Raw genomic sequence first — 26,023 nt, 5'->3', positions numbered from 1 at the left:
ACTTGTGGTCATGGTGTAATAAATTCAGCAAGGCTATAAGCCTGGCGTTTTCTTTTTAGTAAATTTGGTTGCTATGGTATTCGCAGGGTCATCAGGCCATAAATGTTTCGGATAACGGCCACGCATCTCTTTTTTCACCTCAATGTAAGGCCCTTGCCAAAAACTGGCTAAATCAGCCGTTGTGGCTAATGGTCGCTGTGCGGGTGACAATAATTCCATTGTCACCATGAGTTTACCATTAAATATCACAGGGCTAGCCGACATTCCTAAGGCTTCTTGCAAGCGAACACTGAGCAAGGCTCTTGCTTGGCCTTTGGCAACATAAACCTGCCCAAACTCATCTATCGGTAATTGGTAGCGTATGGGCGCATGGGTACCTGTGGCCATTTTCCAGTGTTGGGGAGCAAGTTTGTCTAACCTCTGTTGTTGCTCCCATGTGAGGTTGTTAACTAATAAACTCGCAATATTCAATTTGGCTAACTGAGTTAGATTCTTAATATTAGTTAAATACGGACTTAACCAAGATGACATGGTTTGCTGTAAACTTTGGGAGCTGTAATCTGGCCAAAAAACTTTGGCATTATCATCTAACGCGCAGGCCAACATTACTCGCATTTGTATCTGCGCGGCAGCATCATCAAAGTTAACCAGACTTAATCCCTTTTGGTTAAGCTGTAATAGTAACGCTTCACGAATATCAGCATCAGTCACTTGATGATCAACAACCGACGATAAAACAATTTCACCGATTCTGGTTTGCTTTTGCGCGTAAAATCGGCCTTTAGTGTCATCCCAACCACTCACGCGCTGTTCAGACACTAAATGTGAAAGCTCATTCTTTAACAAGCGTTCATCTAAGGCACAAGCAAGATAAACGCGGCCAGCATTACGCCCCTGCGTTTCTTGAAAGTCTGCCACAACTAACCAATTTGCATTAGCTAAAGGGTCGTCATGATCAAGGGTGACCCCCGTTCCATTACTTAACACAAAACCTAATTGACCGCGGGCTTTGGCAATCCGGTCAGGAAAAGCCAAGGCCAATAAATGGCTTATATCATAATCATTGGCTTGTGCTAGAGCGGTTTTTAAATCGCCTTTTATCGCCAGTTTTGTCTGCCATTGTTTTACTTGTTGCGCCTGCGCTCCCTGATTAGCAATAGCTAAATAACGGCTGATATCAGCACCTTTTTTAGGGAGCCCTCTGGCCTCAATAACACCTGCGACCAAACAAGCCAGTAATGCCAAATGGGGATTCTCATTGAGTTCACTTAGATCTTTAGCTGCTAAAAGCATGTGTGCCAATCGAGGGTGGCAACCTAAGTTGTGAGCGTCTCGCCCCATCGCGGTCAGTTTATGATCCTTATCTACGAGCTCCAATTGCTGCAATAATTGCCATGCTAATTGCTCATGGATAATCGGCGCTGGGGTAAGTAACGCTAATTCGCTGAACTGTTTTGCTCCCCAGCAAGCGCAATCTAAGGCAACGGCGGTTAATTCAGTTTGGCTGATTTCAGGTGGTGAAACGGTTAATAGCCGTCCTTGCTCTTCAAGGCTCCATAGCCGCACGGATAATCCAGATGATAATCGACCCGCTCGACCGCTTCTTTGAATCGCCGAGGCCTGACTAATACGCTTTAAACTTAGACGGGACACGCCCGTTTTAGGATTAAAACTGGCGCTGCGTTGATAACCACTATCAACCACCATAGTGATACCTTCAATGGTGAGACTCGATTCTGCCACATTGGTGGCTAACACGACTTTTCTCTGTCCTGGTTTAGGTGGTTTGATAGCTCGGTCTTGCTCTGTTGTACTCAGTTCACCATACATAGGACAAAGAATGATATTAGCCCCAAGTTTGGGGAGCAATAATTGCGCTAACCGATTGATTTCCCCTTTTCCGGGTAAAAAAGCGAGCAATGAACCATGATAATAATCAGCAGTGGTGTTATCGGTATTGGTTAGCATCAAATCGGCAATCACGTTTGCCATGTGTGCTAGCCAATCTTGCTGCGCCCCCACAGGCTGATAAACAACCTCAACAGGAAAACTTCTGCCATCACTGTAAATGGTCGTTGCCTCGGGCATTAACTGCTCTAAGGGTAAACTGGCTAGCGTGGCAGACATGGCTACAATGATTAACTCTTCGCGAAGCGATTGCTGAACTTCAATGGCCAACGCTAGACCGATATCGGTAGTCAAATGGCGCTCATGAATTTCATCAAAAATGATCATATCCACCCCTGTTAATTCAGGGTCTTGTTGGATCATTCGGGTTAAAATACCTTCGGTTACCACCTCAAGTTGAGTTTGTGCGCTGACCTTACTGTCACCTCGCACCCGATATCCCACCTGCTGCCCAACGACTTGGTTAAGTTGATTGGCAATAAAGCCAGCAACATTGCGAGTTGCGACCCGACGCGGCTCTAACATCAAAATTTTACCTTTGATAATGCCTGATTTCAGCAAGGCTAAAGGTAATGCAGTCGATTTACCCGCACCGGTTGGTGCTTGCAAAATTATTTGATTGGTTTTGGTACATGCGTCAAGAATGTCACTCAACACAACTTGGATCGGCACATCTTGCGACTCAAGTTCGTTTACTGCTGAAGTAGCTTGGCTGGGAGATGGGTTCGCGCTCAAAATACAACTGTAAAGATTAAAGTATTGTGGGCCAAGTTTACTCTGCTAGTGCGCAGTTGCAACTCGGCCAATAACATAAATGATTAAATTTGCTTAAAAACACACACCAGTGCAGAGATTTGTAGGTTAGCGAACATCGAACCATGGCGTGCGAATGCCACTTTTTAACGCACTCAGCGGACTAGGCTTATTAATTGCGTAGCCTTGAGCATAATCAACGCCCAATCGCTTAAGCTTATGACCAATCTCGACATTTTCAACAAACTCTGCAATCACGTCAAACGCCATATCATGCCCTAATTGGCAAATAGCTGACACAATGGCGGTATCTTTTTTATCATCACAAAGATTGACAACAAACTGACCGTCAATTTTTACAAAGTCAACATCTAAGGTTTTTAAATAAGCAAAGCTTGAAAAACCCGAGCCAAAATCATCTAAAGCCAGCTTACAACCCATTGGTTTTAATAAGTCAATTAAGGCGGTGGCTTGGTTTAATTGGCTCACGGCTGCAGTTTCAGTGATTTCAAAACATAATTTACTGACCAGTTCAGGCTCTACCATTAAGCGCATTTCTAACCAAGACATAAATTTTTGGTCAGCTAAAGACATAGCAGATAAGTTAACTGACACCATTGCTAATTCTTGCCATATATCAAGGTTATCTGCGCCCCACTTTAGAAGGTTGTCGATCACCCAGCGATCAATCCGCGATGCTAAATTGTAGCGCTCTGCTGCAGGTAAAAAAATGGCTGGCGACATATAGGTGCCATCCTCAAGCACCATGCGCAATAATATTTCCATGTGCAAGCCAGTTTCATCGTGTTCTAACGGTTCAATTAATTGATAAAACAATTCAAATTGATTAAGCGCTAATGCACCAATGATATCGACTGAGGCGACCATTTGAGTGTAAAGCGTATGGATTTGCGGATCGTCGGGGTTAAAATAATGCCAACGATTACGCCCCTCTTCTTTGGCTAAGCGACAAGCGGCATCAGCTTGACTCATCACTTCATAAATATCTTTTGCATCTTGTTCAAAAGTAGCTATGCCAATACTCACACTGACATTGTGCTTCATTTTTTGCCACATAAACTCATGTTCACTTAACTGTAAACAGATCCGTTTAGCGACTTGTTGGGCAGATTTTTCCTCAGAGTGATACATCAAAATACCAAACTCATCCCCGCCTAAACGAGCAACCACATCCCCCTTGCGCACTAGCTGCTTCAGTCTTTTAGCAATTTGTTGTAATAACTCATCACCGGCTTGGTGTCCGCTTAAATCATTTACCACTTGAAATTGATCTAAATCTAAAAACGCCACACAAGCAGGAATATGCTCATCACTATTAAGCAACTCATCTAGCATATCTTCAAACTGCAATCGGTTTGGTAAACCTGTTAATGCATCGTGATTAGAATGAAAGCTTAGCTCATCAGCAAGTCGATAGCGTTCTGTAATATCTTCAATCATTAACAAGAGTTGTTTTTGCTCATTCAATGCATCACAAAAACTCATTTTATACCAGTGAGTTGCAATGCCTGAACGTAAAGGGATTTCACACCAAGCCTGTCGGAGTACACCTTGACGAACAATATGCAGCGTATCTTGCAATAATGGATAATCATCGGGACGTAAACTATCAAATAAGCTTTGACCTATTTGGAATCTGAGCATGTTTTCAGATACCTGGTTTTGCATCACGACGCAATTATTGGTGTCTATCAGTGCACATGCCATCGGTAAATGACTAAACAACTCGTGATATTGTTTTTCTTTATTCGTTAATAATGTTGCTAGACGAAGCAGTTCATATGACGTAGCTAATTGAAATGCATGATCAGCTAAAACGGTTTGCCAAAACAGCCTACAACCTTGCTCTTGCCGGTGAGCAGCTTGCTCATTTAAGGCTCGAAATTGTATCGCAGCAATGACAACTTTGACGTTCCCGACAATAACAACAGGATTAATATCAATATGTTCGATAGGATCATTACTACCTAATAATGATTCCAGCTCAGATATAATAGATTCCGCTTGTTCATCTGGAGACACTTGAGCCTGATGGCGATGAATACTGTGCTCTAAGCTCAGTAAGCTATCTAATAATTCGGCGTTATTTTCGATACCCTGGGTAAAACAAGCTTGCAGTGACAGATGATGACAAAAGTGGCTAATAACTGTTTTTACTGAGATGTCGACAATATCGATATCGGGGGCAAATTGATTATTATGGCAACTCTTAATCACAAAAGCGGCATCACAACCGAGTTGCTTGCACAAAAGGGCAAGCACATCGTCTATCACCATATTAGAGGTATGTGCATCCCCTTCTATATGATCTTGCGTTAACGCTTGTATTAATAACTGTTGGGTAGTATTTACCATGAGTCGACTCAAATTAAGTTAGCTTGCCATCTCAATGCTTGCTCATATGCAAACTCGTCCTTGCTGCAATATTCAATTCCATTGTTATAACCAACATACTTTACGCAGCATAAAGAGGTTGCTTTCAAAATTGATATACACAGTTATCTCTTCATAACAAAAAGCATAGTTTATATCAGTCTTTCCGTCTGTATTGCATCATGATAATTTAGCAAAAACGTTTAAAAACATGTCCGTATCGCTGGAGATCTTACAGGTAATTTATGTCTAATATAACTCAAATCAACAATCAGCGATTATTTTTAGGATTTAGTATAAATAAAACGCAAAGCAGTATTTTTTGTGATATCCAGCAAAAGCTTAGTGGCTACATTAATACAGAAGCGACTCAAGTTAACCAAACTAACTTTCATATTACATTAGGTTTTTTAGGTCAAGTTGGTCAATCTTTTATTCCTCTATTAATCGATCGCATCACAAAGATGCAAAAGTATCAATTTGAGCTCTGCTTATCTGAGCTGCAATTTTGGCAGAAGCCGAGCATTATCTGTATTAGTGGTCTTGCTCACGCAAACTTATCCATTATGGCGCAAGCAGTACAAGACATTGCCCAGCAACTTGCGTTACATCAAAGCCAATATCCGTATCAACCCCATGTAACTTTATTTAGAAAAGCGACAAATTTAACACTTGCAACCAATATCAACAGCCTAAATAACAGATTACCCATTAACATCTGCCCGATAGATTTACACTTATATAGCTCAGTAAACACGGCTTACGGGGTTCACTATCAAATAATCCACAGTTGGACGTTATAACCCTTATTCAAGTAGAAGCTGCCTAGAAGTTATCACTAAAAAAGCCATCATGACGATGGCTTCAAACTCACTAATCCTGTTACCATCAAGCTTAACGCTTGAGCATTTCGGCAATGGTTAATACACCATGAGTTGTTGCACCCGCACCCCACATAGCTGACGCATTTGATTCAAATGCTGCCGCTAAATCAATGTGTATCCATTTCGCTTTTGGGCTAACAAAACGCCATAAAAAACCAGCCGCATTAGATGCGCCCCCGCGCCGCCTCCTTTTACAGGTCGGCTGTTTGCCGTATCTGCATAGGCGGAAGGGCAAGCATCTTTATGCCAAGGGTCTAACGGTAAAGGCCATACGTTTTCCGCTACCGCAGCTGCACACTGCTGCGCAAACTGTATGGTATCGGCTTGTGGCGAGAAAATTGCATTGTATTGATTGCTAACGGCCATCACAGCAGCCCCTGTTAACGTTGCTGCATCGATAATCAATCGAGCACCTGACTCTGATGCAGCTTGTAAGCCATCGGCTAAGACTAAACGTCCCTCAGCATCGGTATTCACAATTTCAACCGTCGTACCATTTTTATAAGTTAAAATATCACCTAACTTAAATGCCCGACCACTGACTAAGTTTTCAGCGCAACACAAATACAGTTTAACTCGCTTGTTCAGTCCAGCTTTCATTGCTAATCCTAACGCCGCCGTCACAGTTGCAGCGCCGCCCATATCACACTTCATGGTTAACATGCCTTCAGATGACTTTAAGCTATAACCACCAGAGTCAAAGGTAATGCCTTTACCTACCAATGCCACGTCAACCGGCGCATCTGATGTTAGCGGGTTAAAGTCTAACTCAAGTAATGCAGGTGGACGCTCACTTCCACGACCTACAGCGTGAATACCTACCCATTTATTAACCAATAACTCTTGGCCTTCAATGATCTGATAACTCACCTTGTCGCCACCAATGTGTTTTATCCATTTAGCCGCTTGGTTCGCCAACGACATTGGCGACAAATCTTCAGGCGTATCATTAATGAGTTGACGTGCAAAAGTTGCAACTTCTGATCGATGCTTGAGTGTTTGCTGAACTTGAGTATCACCGCACCATAAAACTTCATAACCCACTTTCGCGGTAGCAAAACCTTGCGCAAACGCCCACTGTAAATCAAGGGTCCATAACTCGCCTTGCAACTGCACTTGATTCACACCTTGATTGCGTATTTTTCTTGCAGCCATTTGTACTTGGCGTAAAGAGTCACTGGCATTTAAATGAATAAACGCACTTGCCCCCTCAAAAGTCACATCCGCTTTGCCCCAATGAGCAGCAGGTGCTTGCTCCGTTAAAATGACTGTCATTATTTGCATAATAAATTCCCTGTTTACAGCGTTGATACGTAATTAGATTATTCATAACCTTAATATTACGCATATTACATATGGCCAACAGTATATACTCAATCAATATTGCACAATACAGTAGTCACATTCTTTTGCTGAATGAGGTAAGGTGTCAACACCATAACTAGCCTCCACGGATACTGAATGGAATTTTCTCCACAACTAAAACACGGTCGCTTGATCAAACGCTACAAGCGATTTTTAACCGATATCACTTTAGATGATGGCACTGAAATCACCATCCACTGCGCCAATACTGGCTCGATGAAAAATTGCCTATACCCCGGAGAAACAGTTTGGTTTTCAACCTCTGACAATGCTAAACGAAAATACCCACACACCTTTGAACTCATGCAAACCGACGATGGACATTTTATTGGCATTAACACAGGGCGCGCCAATGCGTTAGCCGAAGAAGCCATCAACAATGGCTTAATTAATGAACTAAGTGGTTATGACACTTTACAACGTGAAGTAAAATACGGTGAAGAAAATAGCCGCATAGACATTCTTTTAACTAGCCAAGACAGGCCTAAGTGTTATATTGAAGTTAAAAGCTGTACCTTATTAGAAGATGGCATTGGTTACTTTCCAGATGCGGTTACCACGCGGGGACAAAAGCACCTCAGAGAGCTAATGCAAATGGTACAACAGGGTCACCGTGCTGTATTAATGTTTGTGGTACAACACAGTGGTATATCACTCGTAAAACCTGCAGAGCATATAGATTCAGAATACGCAGACTTATTAAAACAAGCCGTTGAACAAGGCGTTGAAGTGCTGGCATACAAAACCTTAATGACACCCAGTACGAGTAAGATAACCGCCCCATGCAAAGTCGCTGTGTAAATCAAAAAATCACGATTTACCCAGCAAAAAGTTTGCTACGCTATGAAGATTCTGCTATAGATAGCGGCCGTAAATTTAAGACGCAATTTAAACGCAAACGATTACAGGAGATGCGTTATGCCTGAAGGCACTAAAAAACTTGGCGTACTCGCTATCGCAGGTGTAAGTCCTTACCAGGAACAAACTGGCGAGGAGTATATGAATACCAAGCAACGTGGTCACTTTAAGTTGATCCTCGAAGCATGGCGTAACCAATTGCGTGAAGAAGTTGACCGTACCCTGACTCACATGCAGGATGAAGCAGCTAATTTCCCTGATCCTGTCGACCGTGCTGCTCAGGAAGAAGAGTTCAGTTTAGAACTTCGCGCTCGTGATAGAGAACGTAAACTAATCAAGAAGATCGAGAAAACATTACAAAAAATCGAAGAAGATGATTTTGGGTTCTGTGACTCTTGCGGTATCGAAATTGGTATCCGTCGTCTTGAGGCTCGCCCTACTGCAGATCAATGTATTGATTGCAAAACCCTTGCTGAAATTAAAGAAAAGCAAATGGCGGGTTAATCATTCAGGGCGAGTTAACCCTCGCCCTTTTTGTTTTACAGCGTTTTACTTTGTTCACTTCAATTAAAGAATATTACGTCGACTATGTCATACATTGGACGTTTTGCTCCCTCCCCTCTGGTCCACTTCATTTTGGTTCACTGATTGCTGCTTTAGGCAGTTATTTACGTGCTCATAGTCAAAACGGCCAATGGTTGGTGCGAATGGAAGATCTCGATCCCCCTAGAGAAGTCAAAGGCGCTAGCGATGACATCCTTAAAACCTTAGCCGCCTATGGTCTTCATTGGCATGGTAAAGTGCTGTACCAAAGCCAACGTTATCAAGCCTACCAAGACTGCATTGAACAACTATTAACTCATCAGCAGGCTTATTACTGCCAGTGCACTCGCAAAATGATCCAAACAACAGGCGGAATATATAATGGGTACTGTGGTCGGTTAGCCATACCTCATCAACAGGGTGCAATTAGGATGAGAAACCACGCCAAAATTGACCAGTTTATCGATTTGAATCACGGAAAAGTAACAGTATCCGCCTCCTTTGCTGCAGAAGACTTCATTATTAAGCGAAGTGATGGCTTGTATGCTTATCAACTTGCCGTGGTACTGGATGATGCCTTTCAAGGCATAACAGAAGTCGTTAGAGGAAGTGACTTACTCGAGGCAAGCTGTCGTCAAATTAGTTTGTATAACATGCTCAATTTACCTAACCCACAATGGCTTCACCTGCCCTTGGCCTGCGAGAAAAAAGGATTAAAGCTGTCCAAGCAAAACCATGCTCCAGCGATTGATATCAAAGCACCACAGCAAAGCTTGCTCGCGGCTTTAAGCTTTTTAAATCAACCAGCAGTCGATATTGATGATGTCGATATCATGTTAAAACAAGCTGTTGAACAATTTTCATTGCAACGCATTCCAAAACAAACTGAAATTATTTTACCCAATTGCCCACCCCAATAGGGTTTTCGCGGATTTGATCTAGCGCGACTTATCAAACAGCTTTTCTACTCATTCGACCACATTTGGTATATCATAGCCGCCAGATTTTTAATCAACTATTTTATCAACGACGAGGTGTATTATTTTTCGCCGTATTACCCAGTTCTGCAAACAATTATTTAATGATAATTCTGCAGCATCAGAGCACGAAACACCATCAGAGCAAGATGGATTACGATTGGATATCATTTCACGTGATGGCCACGATATTTCGCGCCGTCAAATCAGTGAAAATGCGCTAAAAGTCTTATATCGTCTGCATAAATCAGGCTTTAAAGCCTATTTAGTCGGTGGTGGCGTACGTGATATTTTATTGGGACTGCAGCCCAAAGATTTTGATGTTGTCACCAATGCAACCCCAGAAGAAATCAAAAAACTATTCCGTAACTGCCGCCTTGTCGGACGACGCTTTCGCTTAGCTCACATTGTATTTGGTCGAGATGTGATTGAAGTTGCTACCTTCCGTGGTCACCATGGTGAGAACAGCGATAACATTTCTAAATCGAATGCTCAAGGACGCTTGCTTAGAGATAACGTCTACGGAGAAATTGATGAAGATGCTGAGCGCCGTGACTTCACAATCAATGCACTTTATTACGACATTAGTGATTTCTCGATCAGAAGCTATGGCGGCGGCATAAGCGATCTCAATGCGCGGAAAATTAGGCTAATTGGCGATCCAGAAACCCGCTATCGTGAAGATCCTGTGCGTATGCTGCGAGCGATTCGCTTCGCCACCAAGTTAGATATGCAAATCGACTCGGTTACGGCTAGCCCAATAAAACAACTTGCACCATTACTTGCTGATATTCCGGCAGCAAGAATGTATGAAGAAGTGATTAAACTGTTCTTTTCAGGTAAAGCGCAAGCAACCTATAAAATGATGCAAGAATACGGTTTATTCGCACCGTTATTTCCACAAATTAGTCGCTTAATTGCTGAAGACCCGAAAGGCAACACTGCAAAAATGCTTGATGCCGTCATGAAGAGTACCGATGACAGAGTCAATCAAGACAAACCTGTCACACCGGCTTTCTTTTATGCTGCATTATTATGGTATCCATTAATACAGCGTGCAGACGATATTGCCGTTGAAAGTGGTTTACCTATCTATGATGCCAATGTTGCAGCCATGGGCGATGTGATGGAAGAACAGTGTCGAACTGTCAGCATACCGCGCCGCTTTAGCACACCAGCAAAAGACATCTGGCAGTTACAATTACGTTTTGAACGAAGCCAAGGTACACGTGCATTTAAGCTGTTAGAGCACCCTAAATTTCGCGCAGCCTATGACTTATTACTCCTTCGTGGTGAAGCAGAGGGTGGCAATGTAGCTAAGCAAGCCAATTGGTGGCGCTCATTTGTTGAAGCCGATGAACCTCAACGTATTGTGATAGCCAAAAGTTCAGGCAAAGCCGGTGGCAACCGCAATCGTAATGCAAGCCAACGTAAAAGACGTCGCAAGCCTGCAGCCAAAATCAAGGGAAACACGGCGGAGTAATGGCCCAAGTTTACGTTGCGTTAGGTGCAAACCTTGCTGATCCAATCAAACAACTTAACCAAGCTGTCGTTGAACTTGGACATTTAGCAGGCAAAGATCAGGTGATAGTGTCGAGCTATTATAGCTCGACACCCATGGGCGATATCATCCAACCAGATTATGTAAATGCCGTCGCAGGCTTTCAAACTGAGCTTACCCCGCTTGATTTATTAGATGCATTGCAAGCGATTGAAAACCGACAAGGACGAGTGAGAGAACAGCGTTGGGGGCCGCGCACCTTAGATCTTGATTTATTGCTCTATGGCAATCAAATGATTAATACGCCAAGATTAACGGTTCCCCACTATGGCATGAAGCAACGAGACTTTGTCTTAGTTCCTCTTGCCGAAATAGCGACTAATTTGGTGCTCCCCACAGGTGAGCCCCTAAACGATTTAGTAACCGAAGATATGTCGCTTTCTTTACACAAAATTAGTAACCCATAAATTGAAAAACAGTTAATGTTGCCCCATTGGTCAATGTGCTAGTTTAGTTCGTATGCTAATTTAGCCAAACCTAAACGCAATAAGATTTAAATAATTGTAGAGTCCATTATGTCAAAAGTAACCAGTTCAACCCTGATGAAATTTAAACAAGAAGGCAAAAAGTTTACAGCGCTTACCGCTTACGACGCCAGTTTTGCCGGCGCATTTGATAATGAAGGGATTGATGTCTTATTAGTCGGAGACTCTTTAGGAATGGTATTGCAAGGCCATGATGACACCTTACCCGTCACCATTGAAGACATTGCCTATCATACCGCTTGTGTTCGTCGTGGCATTAAACGGGCATTATTAATGGCTGACATGCCATTTATGAGTTATGCCACCCCAGAACAAACCATGCAAAATGCCGCTATATTAATGCAAGCAGGCGCAAATATGGTAAAAGTTGAAGGCGGCCATTGGTTATTAGAAAGCGTTAAAATGCTGACCGAGCGTGGTATTCCTGTCTGTGCTCATCTGGGTTTAACGCCTCAGTCTGTGCATGTGTTTGGCGGGTTCAAAGTACAAGGCCGTGATGCAGATAACGCTCAACGTATTTTAGATGAAGCTAAAGCCTTACAAGCTGCTGGCGCACAACTTCTTGTTTTAGAATGTATTCCTGCACCATTAGCCAAAACCATCACCGAAGCACTAGCCATCCCTGTAATCGGTATTGGCGCAGGGGCGGATACCGACGGTCAAATTTTAGTAATGCATGATGTACTTGGCATTTCAAGCGGTTATATCCCCCGTTTTTCGAAAAATTATTTAAAACAAACAGGTGAAATCCGCAGTGCTGTACGTGCCTATATTGACGAAGTCGCCAATGGTACTTTTCCAGCTGAAGAACATACATTTAATTAATCTATTATCAGGTTTAGCTCAACATGATCACATCTGCTGCTATTAGTGATATTCGCGCCCAAGTCCGTAATTGGCGTAAAAATGGTGAAACAGTCGCATTTGTTCCTACAATGGGCAATTTGCATCTAGGTCATATCACCTTAGTAGAACAAGCAAAGTTAAAAGCCGATCGTATTGTGGTCTCAATTTTTGTAAACCCAATGCAATTTGGTAAAAATGAAGATTTAGATGCTTACCCTCGTACATTAACAGCTGACAGTAATGCATTAATTGCGGCCGGTGCAGATTTACTCTTCACACCAACACCAGAAATCATCTACCCTAAAGGGCTAGAACAACAAACTTATGTTGAAGTACCTGAAATTGGTGATGAGCTTTGTGGCGCCAGCCGCCCCGGGCATTTTAGGGGTGTCGCCACCATAGTTAACAAGCTGTTTAATATCGTTCAACCCGATATGGCATTCTTTGGCAACAAGGATTTTCAGCAACTATTGGTCATTAAAACCATGGTTGAAGATCTATCATTACCAATTGACATCATTGGCGTAGATACCATCCGCGAAGCCTCAGGATTAGCAATGAGCTCACGAAATGGCTATCTAACGGCTGATGAAAAAAATCGGGCGGCGGCACTTAAAAAAGCCCTTGATACAATGGCATTAGGGATCCAACAAGGTCAATCTGTCACCAGTGTCACTCAAGTGGCAAATCAAGCATTACAAGCAGCAGGTTTTACACCAGATTATCTTGAGGTGCGCAGCGCTACTACACTAAAACAACCACTCGATTCAGATAAAAAACTGGTTATCGTGGCAGCGGCTTACATGGGTAAAGCAAGATTAATCGATAACCTCACTTTTACCCGCTAATCATTCAAATCCCAGACATTTTGGAGCAAAGTGAGCACTTTGCCTCCAAAATACCCACAGTTACAAATGGATACAGGTGTGAGTAAAAAATAAATTGTCATCAGCTTACTTTTATCGCTAGAATTGAAACACCTAATATTTATACACACTCAACTTATTTATGCGGTAAAGCTGTGCTATTTTTAGAGGTAGTTCATAGTTTTACAAAAGGATATGTGACCGCATGGCAAAATTTTTATGCATTATTGCATTACTAGCTAGCCCATTTTTTACGCTAGCCAACACCAATGCTATCTATAAGTGCATGAAAGATAACAAAGTTGTTTTTAGCCATAGCGTATGCCCACAAGAGTTTCGTCAGCATAAAATTGAATATGGTTTAGGCGTTACCACTGAAGTTGATTCCGATAAACGCGAAATAAAACACGACCCTCTCCAAGCCCTACTTAAAAAACAAACTATTTCAAAAGAAAAGCTATTACAGTTATTAGATGCTGAGATTTACCGATTAAAGCAAGAAAATAGTTATTTTGAGATTTTACGTGCCAGTGAGGTGCAAAAACTCGATAGGAAACGTTTTTGGCAAACCAAATCGGTTGATGATCCAAGTTACGGAGTCGAGTTAAAAGAGATTAATCAACGGTTTGATGATCTAATACAAAATAACGCCTCGGTCATGGAAATGCTAAAACAACATAAGTTAAAAATAATTGCCGAGTCCGCCCCTGAAGAAGATGAAAAAATGAGCAAGTAGCAAGTAAACAGCCTCGACTCATTGCCCAAAATTTCATTTATAAATTAGTAACTATTCAGGTTTAAACACCCCTATCATATTACCTGTGACTTTTTTAGGCACCGCAATATCTGTTTGTTGTTCGCGGTAGTCACAATCTGTACATTCTACGGTTTCAATATTATTTTCTTTAAACAGCAAAATGCTATCTTGAGCACCACACTTAGGGCACTTAGCACCAGCGACAAAGCGCTTTTTTATTTTTGTCATGAGACTCTCAATTTAACCTTTCCATCCAATCGGCATATTTTGCCACGAAACCGACTCTAGCACCCATTGAATGTGGGAAAAAAATACCGAATACGGTATTATCGCTGCACTTTATTTTACGCTTCAAGTTGTATCAATGATCAATATTAGCCAGGCCCAATTAATTCGCGGCAGTAAAACCTTACTCGATGATACGTCATTAACCATATACCCAGGCCACAAAGTAGGTCTTGTGGGCGCGAATGGCACAGGTAAATCATCATTATTAGCATTAATTTTGGGTCATTTACACCTAGATAAAGGTGAGTTTTCAATACCAGCAGGCTGGCAAATCGCCACCGTAGCGCAAGAAACACCAGCATTGGAAACGTCAGCTTTAGAGTATGTTCTTGATGGCGATCTAGAATTTCGTCAGCTTGAAGCCGAATTATTACAAGCCCAGCATGAAGATGACGGTAACGCCATTGCGCTAATCCACGGAAAAATTGATGCCATTGGTGGTTATTCCATTCGTGCTCGCGCAGGCTCGTTACTTGCAGGATTAGGCTTTAGCGAGGCAGAACAAAGCAACCCGGTTAAAAGCTTCTCTGGTGGCTGGCGGATGCGCTTAAATCTAGCCCAAGCATTATTATGCCGCTCAGATTTATTGTTACTCGATGAACCGACCAACCATTTAGATTTAGATACCATGTACTGGCTAGAAGGTTGGATTAAAGCTTACCAAGGCACGCTAATTTTAATCTCCCATGACCGAGACTTTATCGATGAGATTGTTGATGAAATTGTGCATGTGGAAAATCACAAATTAAACTTCTACAAGGGTAATTACACCTCATTTGAGCGGATCCGTGCAGAAAGAATGGCACAACAGCAAGTCGCCTTTGAACGCCAACAAAAAGAACGCGCTCACATGCAAAGTTTCGTTGACCGTTTTCGCTACAAAGCCAGCAAAGCCAAACAAGCACAAAGTCGCTTAAAGGCATTAGAGCGGATGACAGAACTTTTACCGTCACATGCTGAAAGCCCTTTTCAAATGGCATTTAGAGATCCTGAAGCATTACCAAACCCATTAGTGACCATGGAAAAAGTGTCAATTGGTTACGATGATAAAACCATTTTAAGTCAAGTAAAACTAAACCTTGTACCCGGTGCTCGCATTGGTTTATTAGGTCGAAATGGTGCAGGTAAGTCGACTTTGATTAAATTATTGTCAGGTCAATTACAAGCGAAAACAGGCAAGTATGAGCCCAACCCAGGATTAAACATTGGTTACTTTGCTCAGCATCAAATAGAATTTTTACGCCTAGATGATACCCCTCTGCAGCATTTAACGCGGTTAGCGCCCAATGCGCGTGAACAAGAGTTGCGCAACTTTTTAGGCGGTTTTGGCTTCAATGGCGATATGGCCTTATCACCGGTAAAGCCTTTTTCAGGCGGTGAAAAAGCACGCTTAGTACTCGCGTTATTAGTCTGGCAGCGCCCTAACTTACTATTATTAGATGAACCGACCAACCATTTAGATTTAGAAATGCGTCATGCCTTAACCATGGCACTGCAAACCTTTGAAGGCGCAATGGTTATCGTATCGCATGACCGACATTTACTGCGTTTAAGCTGCAGTGATTACTACTTAGTTGACCAAGGTGAAGTGCGTCCATTCGATGGTGATTTAGATGATTACCATCAATGGCTTTTAGATGCCGCAAAAGCAGCACAATCAACGTCAAAAGCTGGCAATGAAGAGGCTCAAACCACAACACCTCAGGTTGATAAGAAGCTGCAAAAACGTTTAGAAGCGGAACTAAGGCAAAAAGTATCACCACTTCGAAAGCAGCAGATCAAGCTTGAAACTGAACAGCAAAAAATTAGCACTAGATTAGCAGAGTTAGAAGTTGAACTTGCAGATGGCAGTTTGTATGATGCTGAAAATAAAGCCAAGATGACTCAAGTGCTCAATGAAAGAACCGCATTGACTCAAGCGATGGACGAAAGTGAAATGACCTGGCTTGAACTGCAAGAGCAAATTGAAGTGATTGAGCAGGAATTCAAACTTGATTAAGCCTGCCAAGTGGCATCACATTAACCTTTAATCCAGAGTTGGGCCGACAATATGACTGCTAAGCCACTATCTAAAGGAAAGTTTTGCGATAAAGTCTGGCAAGAATGCGAACAGCGCTATTTGTCTGCGCCCAAAGGGTATATTGCGCTGCAAGATAGTCACCAAGTTAACGTCAACCTGTTACTTTTGGCCCAATACTTAGACCAACAAAATTACGTATTAAGTGCTGAGCAATGGCAACAAATGGCCCAAGTTATTGAGCAATGGGAGCAAACGATATTAAAACCATTTCGTGGGTTGCGACGATTAGCCAAGGCCCATTTAACTGAGGATGAATATCAAAAAATGCTCGAAGTGGAACTGATCATGGAGCGTAAGTCGCAAAAAATGCTGTTGCGACATCTCAATAATATGCCAGCAAACATCCCGTTATCGACACTATCTAACACCAACAACACACAAGGGTATTTAGGTTTATTTGGCTTAACCCAAGAAAACCTCATTTTATGAATATCTTGCTCAAACATTCATAGTGTTGCTGCATGATTCCACCAATAAACTTCTCTCTACTCTGCCTTGAACTTGTTAGGCTAAGTTAACTCTTGCGCTAATCTCGTTGCATTGCGCGCTACTATGCCATAAATCGATAACTGCGGATTAGCGCCTAGACTGGTTTGAAACATAGAACCATCAAAAACTGACAAGTTTTCGAGATAATGTGAGCGCCCATAGCTGTCGATAACTGCTTTGGCTTTATCTTCACCCATTGGGCAGCCCCCCATTACATGTGCCGATGCCACGATGGTTTTAATGAGTCCTATATCCATTGCGCTAATTGACGCCTTTGCCTGTTGCCATGAAGTTAAATAGTTCATGCCATCATTCATGGGCAACACTTTTTTGGCCCCCGCTGCAAATTGCAATTCTGCCATGCTCAAAAACGCCTTTCTAGCAGCCTGCCAAAAAGTGTCCGTTAATGGGTAATCTAGCGCAAAACCTTTGTCAGTTAAATGCACTTGCCCGCCTTGGCTTTGATCATTAAAACCATCGCGCATTAAAGCAATTGTCACTTGTATGTGATTGAAATCTGTCATTAATTTCGCATGACTCATTCCATAACCTATGGTTTTAGATGCAATTAGCACAGGATGAATTGGCGCAACCTCGAGTTTATAACCCAAGTCACCAGTTACACCGTCTCGCCAGACAAATTCATCCGAATAAATCGATTGCGGTGCACCACTGTGACCATTTATCTGCTCAGGAAAAATTGCGCCAGATAGCAAAGAAGGATGCAAAAAAGTTTTGCCAAGTAATTTGTAAGGATCAGGTACTTTTGAACGCATTAAAATTGTTGGCGAATGAACCGCTCCAGCACTCAAAATATAATGCTTGGCGCTAAACGTTAACTCAATATTAGTCGGCGAAAATCCCGCTGTTAAAGCTTGTGCTTTTAGGCCACTCACTTTATCTGCACTGTGTTCCACATGAGTAACCTTGGCCCGAGAGATAAGCAATGCTCCCTTATTTAATGCCGCAGGAATGGTAGTGACTAACATAGATTGCTTAGCATTCACTGGACATCCCATGCCGCAATAACCAGTATTCCAGCAGCCCATCACGTTACGTTTGATCACTGTGTAATCCCAACCTAACTTTTTACAGCCGTCACGCAGCGCACTGTTATTTCGATTAGGCTCATATTGCCACTGGGCAATATGTAAGCGCTGCTCCATTTTTTCAAACCATGGCAACATGTCAGCACTGGCGGTGTTAATCACCGAACGCTCTGCGGCCCAGTAATCTAACGTAGGCTCAGGTGTTCTGATAGAGGTCGTCCAGTTAATGGTTGTTGAGCCGCCAACCGTTCGCCCCTGAAAAATACCGATGCCCTTATCAGCCGTTTTCATGGCTGCCGCCTGTTGATAGAGATTAGGGTAAGCTTGTCGCTCTTCCATATCGAAGTCTTTGGATGACTTGAGTGAGCCGCCCTCAATCATAATCACACTTAATCCGGCCTCTGCTAAAATCTCTGCAGCCGTGCCACCACCGGCACCAGTACCAACAATCACCACATCAGCTTCAAAGTGTCTATTTTGGCTTAAGGTGCTGGCATCAATATGTTGCCAACCTGAAGCTAGCCCTGTTTCAATAGGATCGATAATCGCCAATTGCGCTACTCCTTATACAGCCACTGAATGAAAGATTAAGTATTAATAATGAATGTTGGCTTGGCATAACCAAGGTTTTCCCAATGTTCGGGAGAGGAGTAATAACTGGCTAGCACTAGCTCGCGTAACCCATGATAAGCCGTTTGTAACAGAGTCAAAAAATGATGTCGCCAACCCTCAAGCATTGTCACCAATTCTGCAGGTGAGCGCATCATCAATGGTGTCATTTCGCCGGTTAATATTAATAACCCTAAACGCCCTTCAAGCATTGCTAGCAACTCTGTCAGTTCATTTTGTTGCTCTTGTGGTAATACCGCAATGGATTGTGCGATAGCATCTAATGTTGCCTCAATGACTGCCCGCCGCTGGCTAACAACCTCAGGCAATGCGCCATCTAAAAATACAGGGATCAGTACGCTAAATAGCACGCGGTGATGAATATCTTCAACCTCATCAGGGCCAGAGGTATACAAGTTCACCCCTAAAGCTAATGCTGCGGTGCCAGCAAATGCAGCGGTGAGAAAGGTACGTCGTCTCATTGGCTTCCCCTATTATTTTTGTTGTCGGCATTTTGAATGTGTTACAGTGATGTCAATCACATTTAAACATACGTTTAAGTCTTCTCAAATACGTAAAACAAAATCAACCTTATGGCAGATCTTTTTACTCCACCGTGGTGGGCATCAAACCCACATATTCAAACTATATTGCCGTTCGTTTTTAAAGTGGCGAAACCAGATACCTTTCGTCAACGACAAGAGCTAGATGATGGCGACTTTATTGACTTAGATTGGCTAGGCAACCCACAAAATGGTGAACCTATTCTGGTGATCGTACATGGCCTTGAAGGCAATGTAGAATCTCACTATGCTCGCAGAATGCTGATTGAAGCCAAAAAAGCCAAATTGTGTGCAGTCGTGCACCACCATCGCGGCTGCTCAGGTGAACCTAATCGCTTGGCAAGAAGCTATCATAGTGGTGATATTAATGACTTAGCGTTCACTTTACAGCAACTAAAACAGTATTACCCTGACTCAGAATTATATGCTGTTGGTTATAGTTTAGGCGGAAATGTGCTGGCGAAGTATCAAGGAACGCTGAAAAATAATAGCTTATTATCTAAAGCCGTAGTGATTTCAGCGCCACTTACATTAAGCGCTTGTGCTAAAAAACTCGAGCATGGATTTTCTAAAGTCTACCAAAGCCACCTTATCAAACGCTTACAGAAAAAAATGCTTGGGAAAGTTAATAATGTCGATTTGGTTGATCAAATGCCAATAGGCAAAGAAGATCTGAAAAAGTTAACCACGTTTTATTTGTTTGACGACCAAGTGACGGCTCCGCTACATGGGTTCGATGGTGTTGATGATTATTATGATCGCGCCAGCGGCTTAAAACTATTAAAGCACATTACTAAACCGACCTTAATTATTCATGCTCAAGACGACCCCTTCATGACCGATGCGGTTATCCCAACCAAAGACGAGTTATCAACGGCAGTGGAATACGAGCTGCACACCAAAGGTGGCCATGTTGGTTTTATTAAAGGTGGTTGGCCTTGGAAACCTCAGTTTTATATTGAGAAGCGAGTGCTGGATTTTATATTTAGTCAATCAAACAATCCTAATTGAGTTAGATAAAAGCTTATGATTATTCCATACCACGCACTACAATCACTTGACACTGACACCTTAAATAACTTGATCAAAGAGTATCTTTTTTCTCAAGTTGAAGATGGCAGTTTCAGTGAGTTAAATCAGCAGCAAATATTGGCCATGATCCAGCAATGTAAACAAGCATTAAAACAAGGTGAATTGCTAGTAGAATACAGTGAAGAAGATGAGTCCATCGCAATCCGCCATCATAAAAATATAGTCAATTTGCAAACTTAGTGATCGATAAACAAAGTAATTTAACTGGCTTCAAGTTTGACCCAATACCCCTATTTACCGTATAAATGTGAGTCCGATGTGAGTTTAGTGTTGCAGCGAACACTAAATTACACCAAGTCCCCAAAAAACCAAGACTTTTAGGCAGGTAAAATGTCAGCAAAACATCCCATTATTGCGGTGACTGGCTCCTCAGGCGCCGGCACAACAACGACGACCACGGCTTTTACGCATATTTTTCGCCAATTAGGTATTAATGCAGCCTTTGTGGAAGGGGACAGTTTTCATAATTTTACCCGCGCAGAAATGGAAGTTTTAATTCGTAAATCGCAAGCTGAAAATCGCAATATTAGTTATTTTGGCCCAGAGGCAAACAACTTTGTAAAACTAGAAGAATGCTTTGCCAGCTATAGCGAAACAGGCACAGGTAAAACACGAAGTTATTTACACACCTTTGATGAGGCGGTGCCATTTAACCAAATGCCAGGCACCTTCACCCAATGGCGCGATTTACCACCGAATACCGATATGCTTTATTACGAAGGTTTACATGGTGGTGTAGTGACGGAGGAGGCTGATGTCGCTAAACATGTTGATTTGCTAATTGGCATGGTACCTATCGTCAACCTAGAGTGGATTCAAAAAATTGTTCGTGACACCAAAGATCGTGGTCATAGCCGTGAAAAAGTCATGGGCTCGATTGTTCGAAGCATGGACGATTACATTAATCATATGACGCCTCAGTTCTCGCGTACTCACATTAATTTTCAACGAGTGCCAACGGTTGACACCTCAAATCCATTCAGTGCTAAAGATATTCCTAGCTTAGATGAAAGCTTTGTAGTGATTAGGTTTAGAGGGATGAGCGATGTTGATTTCCCATATCTGTTAAGAATGATCCAAGGCTCGTTTATGTCTCGAGTTAACACCTTGGTTGTACCTGGTGGCAAGATGTCATTCGCAATGGAGCTCATATTAACCCCGCTCATTCGTGACTTAATGAACAAGCGAATCGAGCTGCAAAAACAAGATTAAGCTTACTTTAAGCTGAGCATATTAAGATTGTGGCGTCGGGATTTCAGGCGAAAGAACGATAGTTGATATGCTCAGGTGTTAATTCCCCCAATTTAGATCTGTTAGCTCCTTGAGCATGTCAGCGGCTCCTTCCTTATCATATTCCCTGCTCGATGATGCGATGATAATGGCACATTAATCTAATATCGGGATCACTTCGCGGTACGCTTGATTGTTTTCATACTGCTGTAACCGCAAGTTAAACTCATCGCTTTTTACCAGTTCAGGTGTATATTTCAGAGCATCAATAGCTTTTTTTTGGATATTCACCGCTTGAGTAAAATCGCCCATTTCAGCATACCCCGCCGCCAGGTTATCTAAAATTGTCGGATCATTTTCATTTGTCTCAAGCAATTTTAATGACAAATTGACCGCTTTAGAACCATCGCGATACTCAGCTTCTGGGCACGTTGCTAAAATCCATGCCACATTACCTAACGATACAGTGTCGCCCACACTGCCAAATTGAACCAATGCTTTACCACAATTACGCTCTACACCGTCGCCACCAGCGGCATAAATAAAACCTAATCTGAAATTAGCCCATTTATCACCTTGTTCACTCATTGCTAAATACCACTTTTCAGCTTTAAGAAGATTGCGTGGCACTAATTTACCCTCAAAAGATAAATCCGCTAAGGTTTGCTGAGCTTTAAAATGGTGTTGATAGGCGGCCTGCTCAACCCACATAAATCCTTGAGTAACATCTTGGTCAACAAAGCGCCCGGATAAATACATTAAGCCCAATAAAAACTGCGCATCAGGTTCGCCTTGGGCAGCTTTAAGCTGAATATTAATGATTTTAGACTGCGCCTGAGATTGTGCTGATTGCGGGATAGAAAAGGCCTGTGCTTTAGGTAAAAAAACACTACTTGCCAATAGACAACTCAAGCTTAAAGACAAAAATTTATTCACTACAACCTCAAATAAAAAATGCGCTTAGCTAACATTAACCATGTCAGGTCTGCATTACAACTGAGCTGAGATGATTATTTTTTAATTTAAAAGCACGTAAAGGTGAACTTTAAATTTAAAACTAGCGTAAACAAACGAATCTCGCTTGTGATTTATATGCAACTATGACATTTTAATTGACTTAACTCTCAAATCTGAGCAAATAAACCTAAAATTGAACGAGTTAATATAGAATAGCGACTCGCTAAATTCGATCTCTATCAATGTTTTGCATTTACAAATAGCGTAAAGTGCTTAATTAGAGATTACTTACTTAATTTTTAATCAATCGAGGAATATCACATGGCTCTGATTGGTAAGCCAAAACCAGACCCAACGTTGGAATGGTTTCTTTCACATTGTCACATTCACAAATATCCAGCAAAAAGTACGCTTATCCATGCTGGTGAAGATTCTGACACGCTTTACTACATTGTTAAGGGTTCAGTTGCCGTATTGATTAAAGATGAAGAAGGTAAAGAAATGATCCTTTCTTACCTGAACCAAGGTGACTTCATCGGAGAACTCGGCTTATTTGAAGAGCAGGCTGAACGTACCGCATGGGTTCGAGCAAAACAAGCTTGTGAAATAGCTGAAATTTCTTACAAGAAATTCAAGCAATTAATTCAAGTTAATCCTGAGATCTTAATGAAGCTTTCTGCTCAAATGGCTTATCGCTTACAAAGCACAAGCCAAAAAGTAGGTGATTTAGCTTTCTTAGATGTTGCAGGTCGAATTGCACAAACCTTATTGCACCTTGCCAAGCAGCCTGATGCAATGACTCACCCTGACGGAATGCAAATCAAAATCACCCGCCAAGAAATCGGCCAAATTGTTGGTTGTTCTCGTGAAACGGTTGGTCGCATTTTAAAAATGCTTGAAGAGCAAAACCTTATCCAAGCACACGGTAAAACTATCGTGGTATATGGTACTCGTTAAGTAAAGTCACTACTTAAGTTAAGGTTCAGCTTAATTTAAGCCAAGATTATTAAAGTGGTGCTCAGAAACCTGGACACCACTTTTTTTCTTGGAGTTTGCATGACCCCGCTATTAACTATGGGATTATTCAGCCTTAGCACATTAAATGCCTATGCGATTGATACCGTAGAAATGGTCGAAGTTGATCATGACAATGTCCAACAATTAGTTAGTAATGGTGATATTCGTTCACTCGATGATTGTTTAAATTGGTTAGCACAATATTGCGATGTTCAATTAGTTGATGCACAACTATTTCAACTTAATGATACTTGGCGTTATGATCTGCAATTAAAAGTACGCCAAGGGCATGTAGTTAATCTGCAATTTGACGCCCAAAGTGGTACGCTAAACTCGTTAACTCAATTACCAAGTGAATGCACGCAACATGAAACTGTTACTCGTTGAAGATAATCCACTTTTAGTGGCTGAATTAGAAAAACAGCTTAAGCAAGCTGGCTATGTCACCGATGTTACCGATAAAGCTTTAGAAGCAGACTACCTGATAAAGGAAACTCAATACGATTGCGTCATCCTAGATATTGGTTTGCCCGATGGTAATGGCTTGAACTTAGTCACCAGCTGGCGTGAAAAGGGCATTGAAACGCCAGTTATCATGCTAACTGCACGTTCGCAATGGCATGAAAAAGTAGAAGGCTTTAATGCTGGCGCAGATGATTACTTAGGTAAACCATTTCATGCTCAAGAGTTACTCGCACGTATTCAAGCATTAATAAATCGTGCTCATGGTCGAGCAAATACCTCATCTAAGCAACTGGTTTATGCCGGTATCACACTGGATGAAGCTGAACAAAAAGTCATTGTGGCTGATAATGAATTTGAACTGACAGCAATGGAATTTAGGTTATTAAAAATATTTTTAATGTCGCCTAAAAAATTACTCTCTAAGGCGCAGTTGACCGATAAGCTCTATCAATTTGATGACGAAAAAGAAAGTAATGTTGTTGAAGTGTACGTTACCCACCTTCGTAAAAAACTCGGTAAAACCACGATCGAAACGCGACGTGGCCAAGGATATATCTTCCACGGTTTAACTGAATGATTTCAATCCGTTCAAAACTAAGTCTATGGCTCAGTGGTTTAATTATTATTGCCACTGTCATAGGCTTAATTTTATTCGAATCTATGTTGCGTGAAGCCTTTCATGATTCAATCATTAATCGCTTAGAAGAAGATCTCGAACATGTTATTTTGGCAACTCAGTTGCAATATGGCCAAATTAGCATTGATCAAAAACAGCTCTCGAGTTTTTATAAGCCCGCCTACTCTGGTCGTTATTACCAATTAAATTTACCCGACCAAGTCATCCGCTCACGTTCATTATGGGATGTTGAATTAGAGATCCAGCAGTTAGCTGATGGAGAAAAACGCGTGTGGCAGGCTAAGGGGCCTAAAAATAACGATATGCAATTATTGTCTATCGGCATTGGGGCACAAAATACCTCGCTAACAGCCACATTGACGGTAGCCCAAGATTTGAGTATCGGCAGGCGCGTATTTAGTGAAGTATTTGGAACCAAACTTGCCATCAATATTGGTATGTTATTAGCCATGATAGGTGGTATTTTTATCATTTTACGCCAGTCATTTAAACCCGTTAAACAAATTCAACAATCATTAGCTAAATTACGCCAAGGCGAAATTAATCAACTTGATACCCAGCAAATTCCGACAGAAATAAAGCCATTAGCCGATACCTACAACCAATTATTGGATTACACAGCCAAGCAGATTGAACGCAGCCGAAACAATTTAGGTAATTTAAGTCATGGCTTAAAAACCCCACTGGCGGTTATGCAGCAACAGGTCGAAGCCTTGGGCTTAAGCGACCCTCAAGCTGCCACTGCCATGCAGCAACAGCTAGATTTAATTCGTAAAATGATTGAACGTAAATTGGCTGCAGCTAGAGTCACTGGTGATATGTTGCCTGCGGCACAAATGACAGTACCAAAAGACTTTGATAGTTTATTGACCACCCTAACCAAAGTGTACCGCCATAAAACCATCACCTACGATATCCATAACCATTCTTCACTCTCTCGCATTCCTGTTCATCGTGAAGATGGCATGGAACTCTTCGGAAACTTATTAGATAACGCTTTTAAATGGGCTGATGCTCATATAACCGTAACATTAACAACGCCTGACTCGAAGCAAATTTGGCTAACCATTGAAGATGATGGCCCAGGTGTGCAGCCCGAACAGTTAACCATGTTAACCTCTAGAGGAACCCGATTAGACGAAGAAGTGATGGGGCATGGTCTCGGCTTATCGATTGTTAAAGAAATCTGTGAACAATATGGCTTCGAACTGCAATTTACTGCTAGTCAATCAATGTCAGGCTTAGCCGTTACCATCGTCATTCCACTGAGTAAACCAACCCTTTAACTATCAATTCGACATTAAAAAAAGCCTCAATAGAGGCTTTTTGTTGGAACATAAAATAGTACTT

Annotated in this window: 23 protein-coding genes and 2 pseudogenes; 18 read left to right on the top strand and 7 right to left on the bottom strand. The window is 41.9% G+C overall.

The genetic code is table 11. The features are described from left to right. Positions 1-33: 33 nt before the first annotated feature. On the bottom strand, positions 34-2,580 hold the full coding sequence (hrpB, locus tag HBH39_RS03305) for an ATP-dependent helicase HrpB (RefSeq protein ID WP_167679942.1): 2,547 nt from the start codon (positions 2,578-2,580) through the stop codon (positions 34-36). Positions 2,581-2,769: 189 nt separating this feature from the next. Next, a complete protein-coding gene (locus tag HBH39_RS03300; RefSeq protein WP_167675594.1) occupies positions 2,770-5,037 on the bottom strand; it encodes a putative bifunctional diguanylate cyclase/phosphodiesterase in 2,268 nt (755 codons plus the stop codon). Positions 5,038-5,300: 263 nt separating this feature from the next. Here HBH39_RS03300 and thpR point away from each other — a divergent pair, with 263 nt between their 5' ends. Continuing rightward, on the top strand, positions 5,301-5,858 hold the full coding sequence (gene thpR, locus HBH39_RS03295; protein ID WP_167675592.1) for an RNA 2',3'-cyclic phosphodiesterase: 558 nt from the start codon (positions 5,301-5,303) through the stop codon (positions 5,856-5,858). A gap of 91 nt (positions 5,859-5,949) precedes the next feature. Here the strand turns inward: thpR and pepB are convergent. Continuing rightward, positions 5,950-7,223, bottom strand: a pseudogene (pepB, locus tag HBH39_RS03290) (aminopeptidase PepB). A 177-nt stretch (positions 7,224-7,400) separates the two neighbouring features. On the opposite strand from pepB, the gene sfsA reads away from it, so the two are divergent. From sfsA to HBH39_RS03250, 8 genes and pseudogenes are all read left to right on the top strand, one after another. After that, positions 7,401-8,105, top strand: coding sequence for a DNA/RNA nuclease SfsA (sfsA, locus tag HBH39_RS03285; RefSeq protein WP_167675590.1), 705 nt, complete (start codon positions 7,401-7,403; stop codon positions 8,103-8,105). Between the two features lie 117 nt (positions 8,106-8,222). Then, complete coding sequence (gene dksA / locus HBH39_RS03280) at positions 8,223-8,666, top strand: RNA polymerase-binding protein DksA (protein WP_167675588.1); 444 nt, start codon at positions 8,223-8,225, stop codon at positions 8,664-8,666. An 84-nt stretch (positions 8,667-8,750) separates the two neighbouring features. Next, a pseudogene (gluQRS, locus tag HBH39_RS03275) lies at positions 8,751-9,625 on the top strand (tRNA glutamyl-Q(34) synthetase GluQRS). Between the two features lie 226 nt (positions 9,626-9,851). Next, positions 9,852-11,165, top strand: coding sequence for a polynucleotide adenylyltransferase PcnB (pcnB, locus tag HBH39_RS03270; RefSeq protein ID WP_167679940.1), 1,314 nt, complete (start codon positions 9,852-9,854; stop codon positions 11,163-11,165). Beyond that, positions 11,165-11,650 carry a 2-amino-4-hydroxy-6-hydroxymethyldihydropteridine diphosphokinase gene (gene folK, locus HBH39_RS03265; RefSeq protein WP_167675586.1) on the top strand — a complete coding sequence of 162 codons (486 nt, stop codon included), beginning with the start codon at positions 11,165-11,167 and terminating at the stop codon, positions 11,648-11,650. The genes pcnB and folK overlap by 1 nt, the downstream gene beginning before the upstream one ends. 108 nt (positions 11,651-11,758) lie before the next feature. After that, on the top strand, positions 11,759-12,553 hold the full coding sequence (gene panB / locus HBH39_RS03260; RefSeq protein WP_167675584.1) for a 3-methyl-2-oxobutanoate hydroxymethyltransferase: 795 nt from the start codon (positions 11,759-11,761) through the stop codon (positions 12,551-12,553). Between the two features lie 23 nt (positions 12,554-12,576). Further along, positions 12,577-13,422: a pantoate--beta-alanine ligase gene (gene panC / locus HBH39_RS03255; protein WP_167675582.1), complete on the top strand. Its 846-nt coding sequence runs from the start codon at positions 12,577-12,579 to the stop codon at positions 13,420-13,422. A 223-nt stretch (positions 13,423-13,645) separates the two neighbouring features. Further along, on the top strand, positions 13,646-14,176 hold the full coding sequence (locus HBH39_RS03250) for a DUF4124 domain-containing protein (RefSeq protein WP_167675580.1): 531 nt from the start codon (positions 13,646-13,648) through the stop codon (positions 14,174-14,176). Positions 14,177-14,227: 51 nt separating this feature from the next. Here the strand turns inward: HBH39_RS03250 and HBH39_RS03245 are convergent, their stop codons facing one another. Next, positions 14,228-14,425: a YheV family putative zinc ribbon protein gene (locus HBH39_RS03245; RefSeq protein WP_167675578.1), complete on the bottom strand. Its 198-nt coding sequence runs from the start codon at positions 14,423-14,425 to the stop codon at positions 14,228-14,230. Between the two features lie 136 nt (positions 14,426-14,561). Between HBH39_RS03245 and HBH39_RS03240 the strand changes: the two genes are divergently transcribed. Together HBH39_RS03240 and HBH39_RS03235 are read left to right on the top strand one after the other, a co-directional pair. Then, positions 14,562-16,484 (top strand): ABC transporter ATP-binding protein, encoded by a 1,923-nt coding sequence (locus HBH39_RS03240; RefSeq protein ID WP_167679939.1) that lies wholly within the window; start codon positions 14,562-14,564, stop codon positions 16,482-16,484. Positions 16,485-16,535: 51 nt separating this feature from the next. Then, positions 16,536-16,994, top strand: coding sequence for a TIGR02444 family protein (locus HBH39_RS03235; protein ID WP_167675575.1), 459 nt, complete (start codon positions 16,536-16,538; stop codon positions 16,992-16,994). An 80-nt stretch (positions 16,995-17,074) separates the two neighbouring features. On the opposite strand, the gene HBH39_RS03230 is transcribed toward HBH39_RS03235, so the two are convergent. Both HBH39_RS03230 and HBH39_RS03225 read right to left on the bottom strand, forming a co-directional pair. Continuing rightward, positions 17,075-18,655, bottom strand: a complete 1,581-nt coding sequence (locus tag HBH39_RS03230; RefSeq protein WP_167675573.1) for a GMC family oxidoreductase — start codon at positions 18,653-18,655, stop codon at positions 17,075-17,077. A 35-nt stretch (positions 18,656-18,690) separates the two neighbouring features. Further along, positions 18,691-19,194 carry a TAT leader-containing periplasmic protein gene (locus tag HBH39_RS03225; protein WP_167675571.1) on the bottom strand — a complete coding sequence of 168 codons (504 nt, stop codon included), beginning with the start codon at positions 19,192-19,194 and terminating at the stop codon, positions 18,691-18,693. Between the two features lie 111 nt (positions 19,195-19,305). On the opposite strand from HBH39_RS03225, the gene HBH39_RS03220 reads away from it, so the two are divergent. From HBH39_RS03220 to HBH39_RS03210, 3 genes are all read left to right on the top strand, one after another. Further along, the gene (locus HBH39_RS03220; protein ID WP_167675569.1) at positions 19,306-20,286 is read left to right on the top strand and encodes a hydrolase; all 981 of its coding nucleotides are present in this window, start codon (positions 19,306-19,308) and stop codon (positions 20,284-20,286) included. Between the two features lie 15 nt (positions 20,287-20,301). Next, a complete protein-coding gene (locus HBH39_RS03215) occupies positions 20,302-20,547 on the top strand; it encodes a YheU family protein (protein ID WP_167675567.1) in 246 nt (81 codons plus the stop codon). Between the two features lie 150 nt (positions 20,548-20,697). Next, positions 20,698-21,579 (top strand): phosphoribulokinase, encoded by an 882-nt coding sequence (locus tag HBH39_RS03210; protein WP_167675565.1) that lies wholly within the window; start codon positions 20,698-20,700, stop codon positions 21,577-21,579. Between the two features lie 174 nt (positions 21,580-21,753). Here the strand turns inward: HBH39_RS03210 and HBH39_RS03205 are convergent, their stop codons facing one another. After that, positions 21,754-22,497 (bottom strand): tetratricopeptide repeat protein, encoded by a 744-nt coding sequence (locus tag HBH39_RS03205; protein ID WP_244325727.1) that lies wholly within the window; start codon positions 22,495-22,497, stop codon positions 21,754-21,756. A 378-nt stretch (positions 22,498-22,875) separates the two neighbouring features. Here HBH39_RS03205 and crp point away from each other — a divergent pair, with 378 nt between their 5' ends. From crp to HBH39_RS03185, 4 genes are all read left to right on the top strand, one after another. Then, the gene (crp, locus tag HBH39_RS03200; protein ID WP_130598440.1) at positions 22,876-23,511 is read left to right on the top strand and encodes a cAMP-activated global transcriptional regulator CRP; all 636 of its coding nucleotides are present in this window, start codon (positions 22,876-22,878) and stop codon (positions 23,509-23,511) included. Positions 23,512-23,610: 99 nt separating this feature from the next. Next, positions 23,611-23,958: a PepSY domain-containing protein gene (locus HBH39_RS03195; protein WP_167675561.1), complete on the top strand. Its 348-nt coding sequence runs from the start codon at positions 23,611-23,613 to the stop codon at positions 23,956-23,958. Further along, positions 23,939-24,613, top strand: coding sequence for a response regulator transcription factor (locus tag HBH39_RS03190; protein ID WP_167675559.1), 675 nt, complete (start codon positions 23,939-23,941; stop codon positions 24,611-24,613). The genes HBH39_RS03195 and HBH39_RS03190 overlap by 20 nt, the downstream gene beginning before the upstream one ends. After that, a complete protein-coding gene (locus HBH39_RS03185) occupies positions 24,610-25,959 on the top strand; it encodes an ATP-binding protein (protein WP_167675557.1) in 1,350 nt (449 codons plus the stop codon). The genes HBH39_RS03190 and HBH39_RS03185 overlap by 4 nt, the downstream gene beginning before the upstream one ends. Positions 25,960-26,023: the final 64 nt, after the last annotated feature.

The organism is Shewanella aestuarii (assembly GCF_011765625.1).
Classification (GTDB): domain Bacteria; phylum Pseudomonadota; class Gammaproteobacteria; order Enterobacterales; family Shewanellaceae; genus Shewanella; species Shewanella aestuarii_A.
This window is presented reverse-complemented; position numbering and strand designations above follow the sequence as displayed.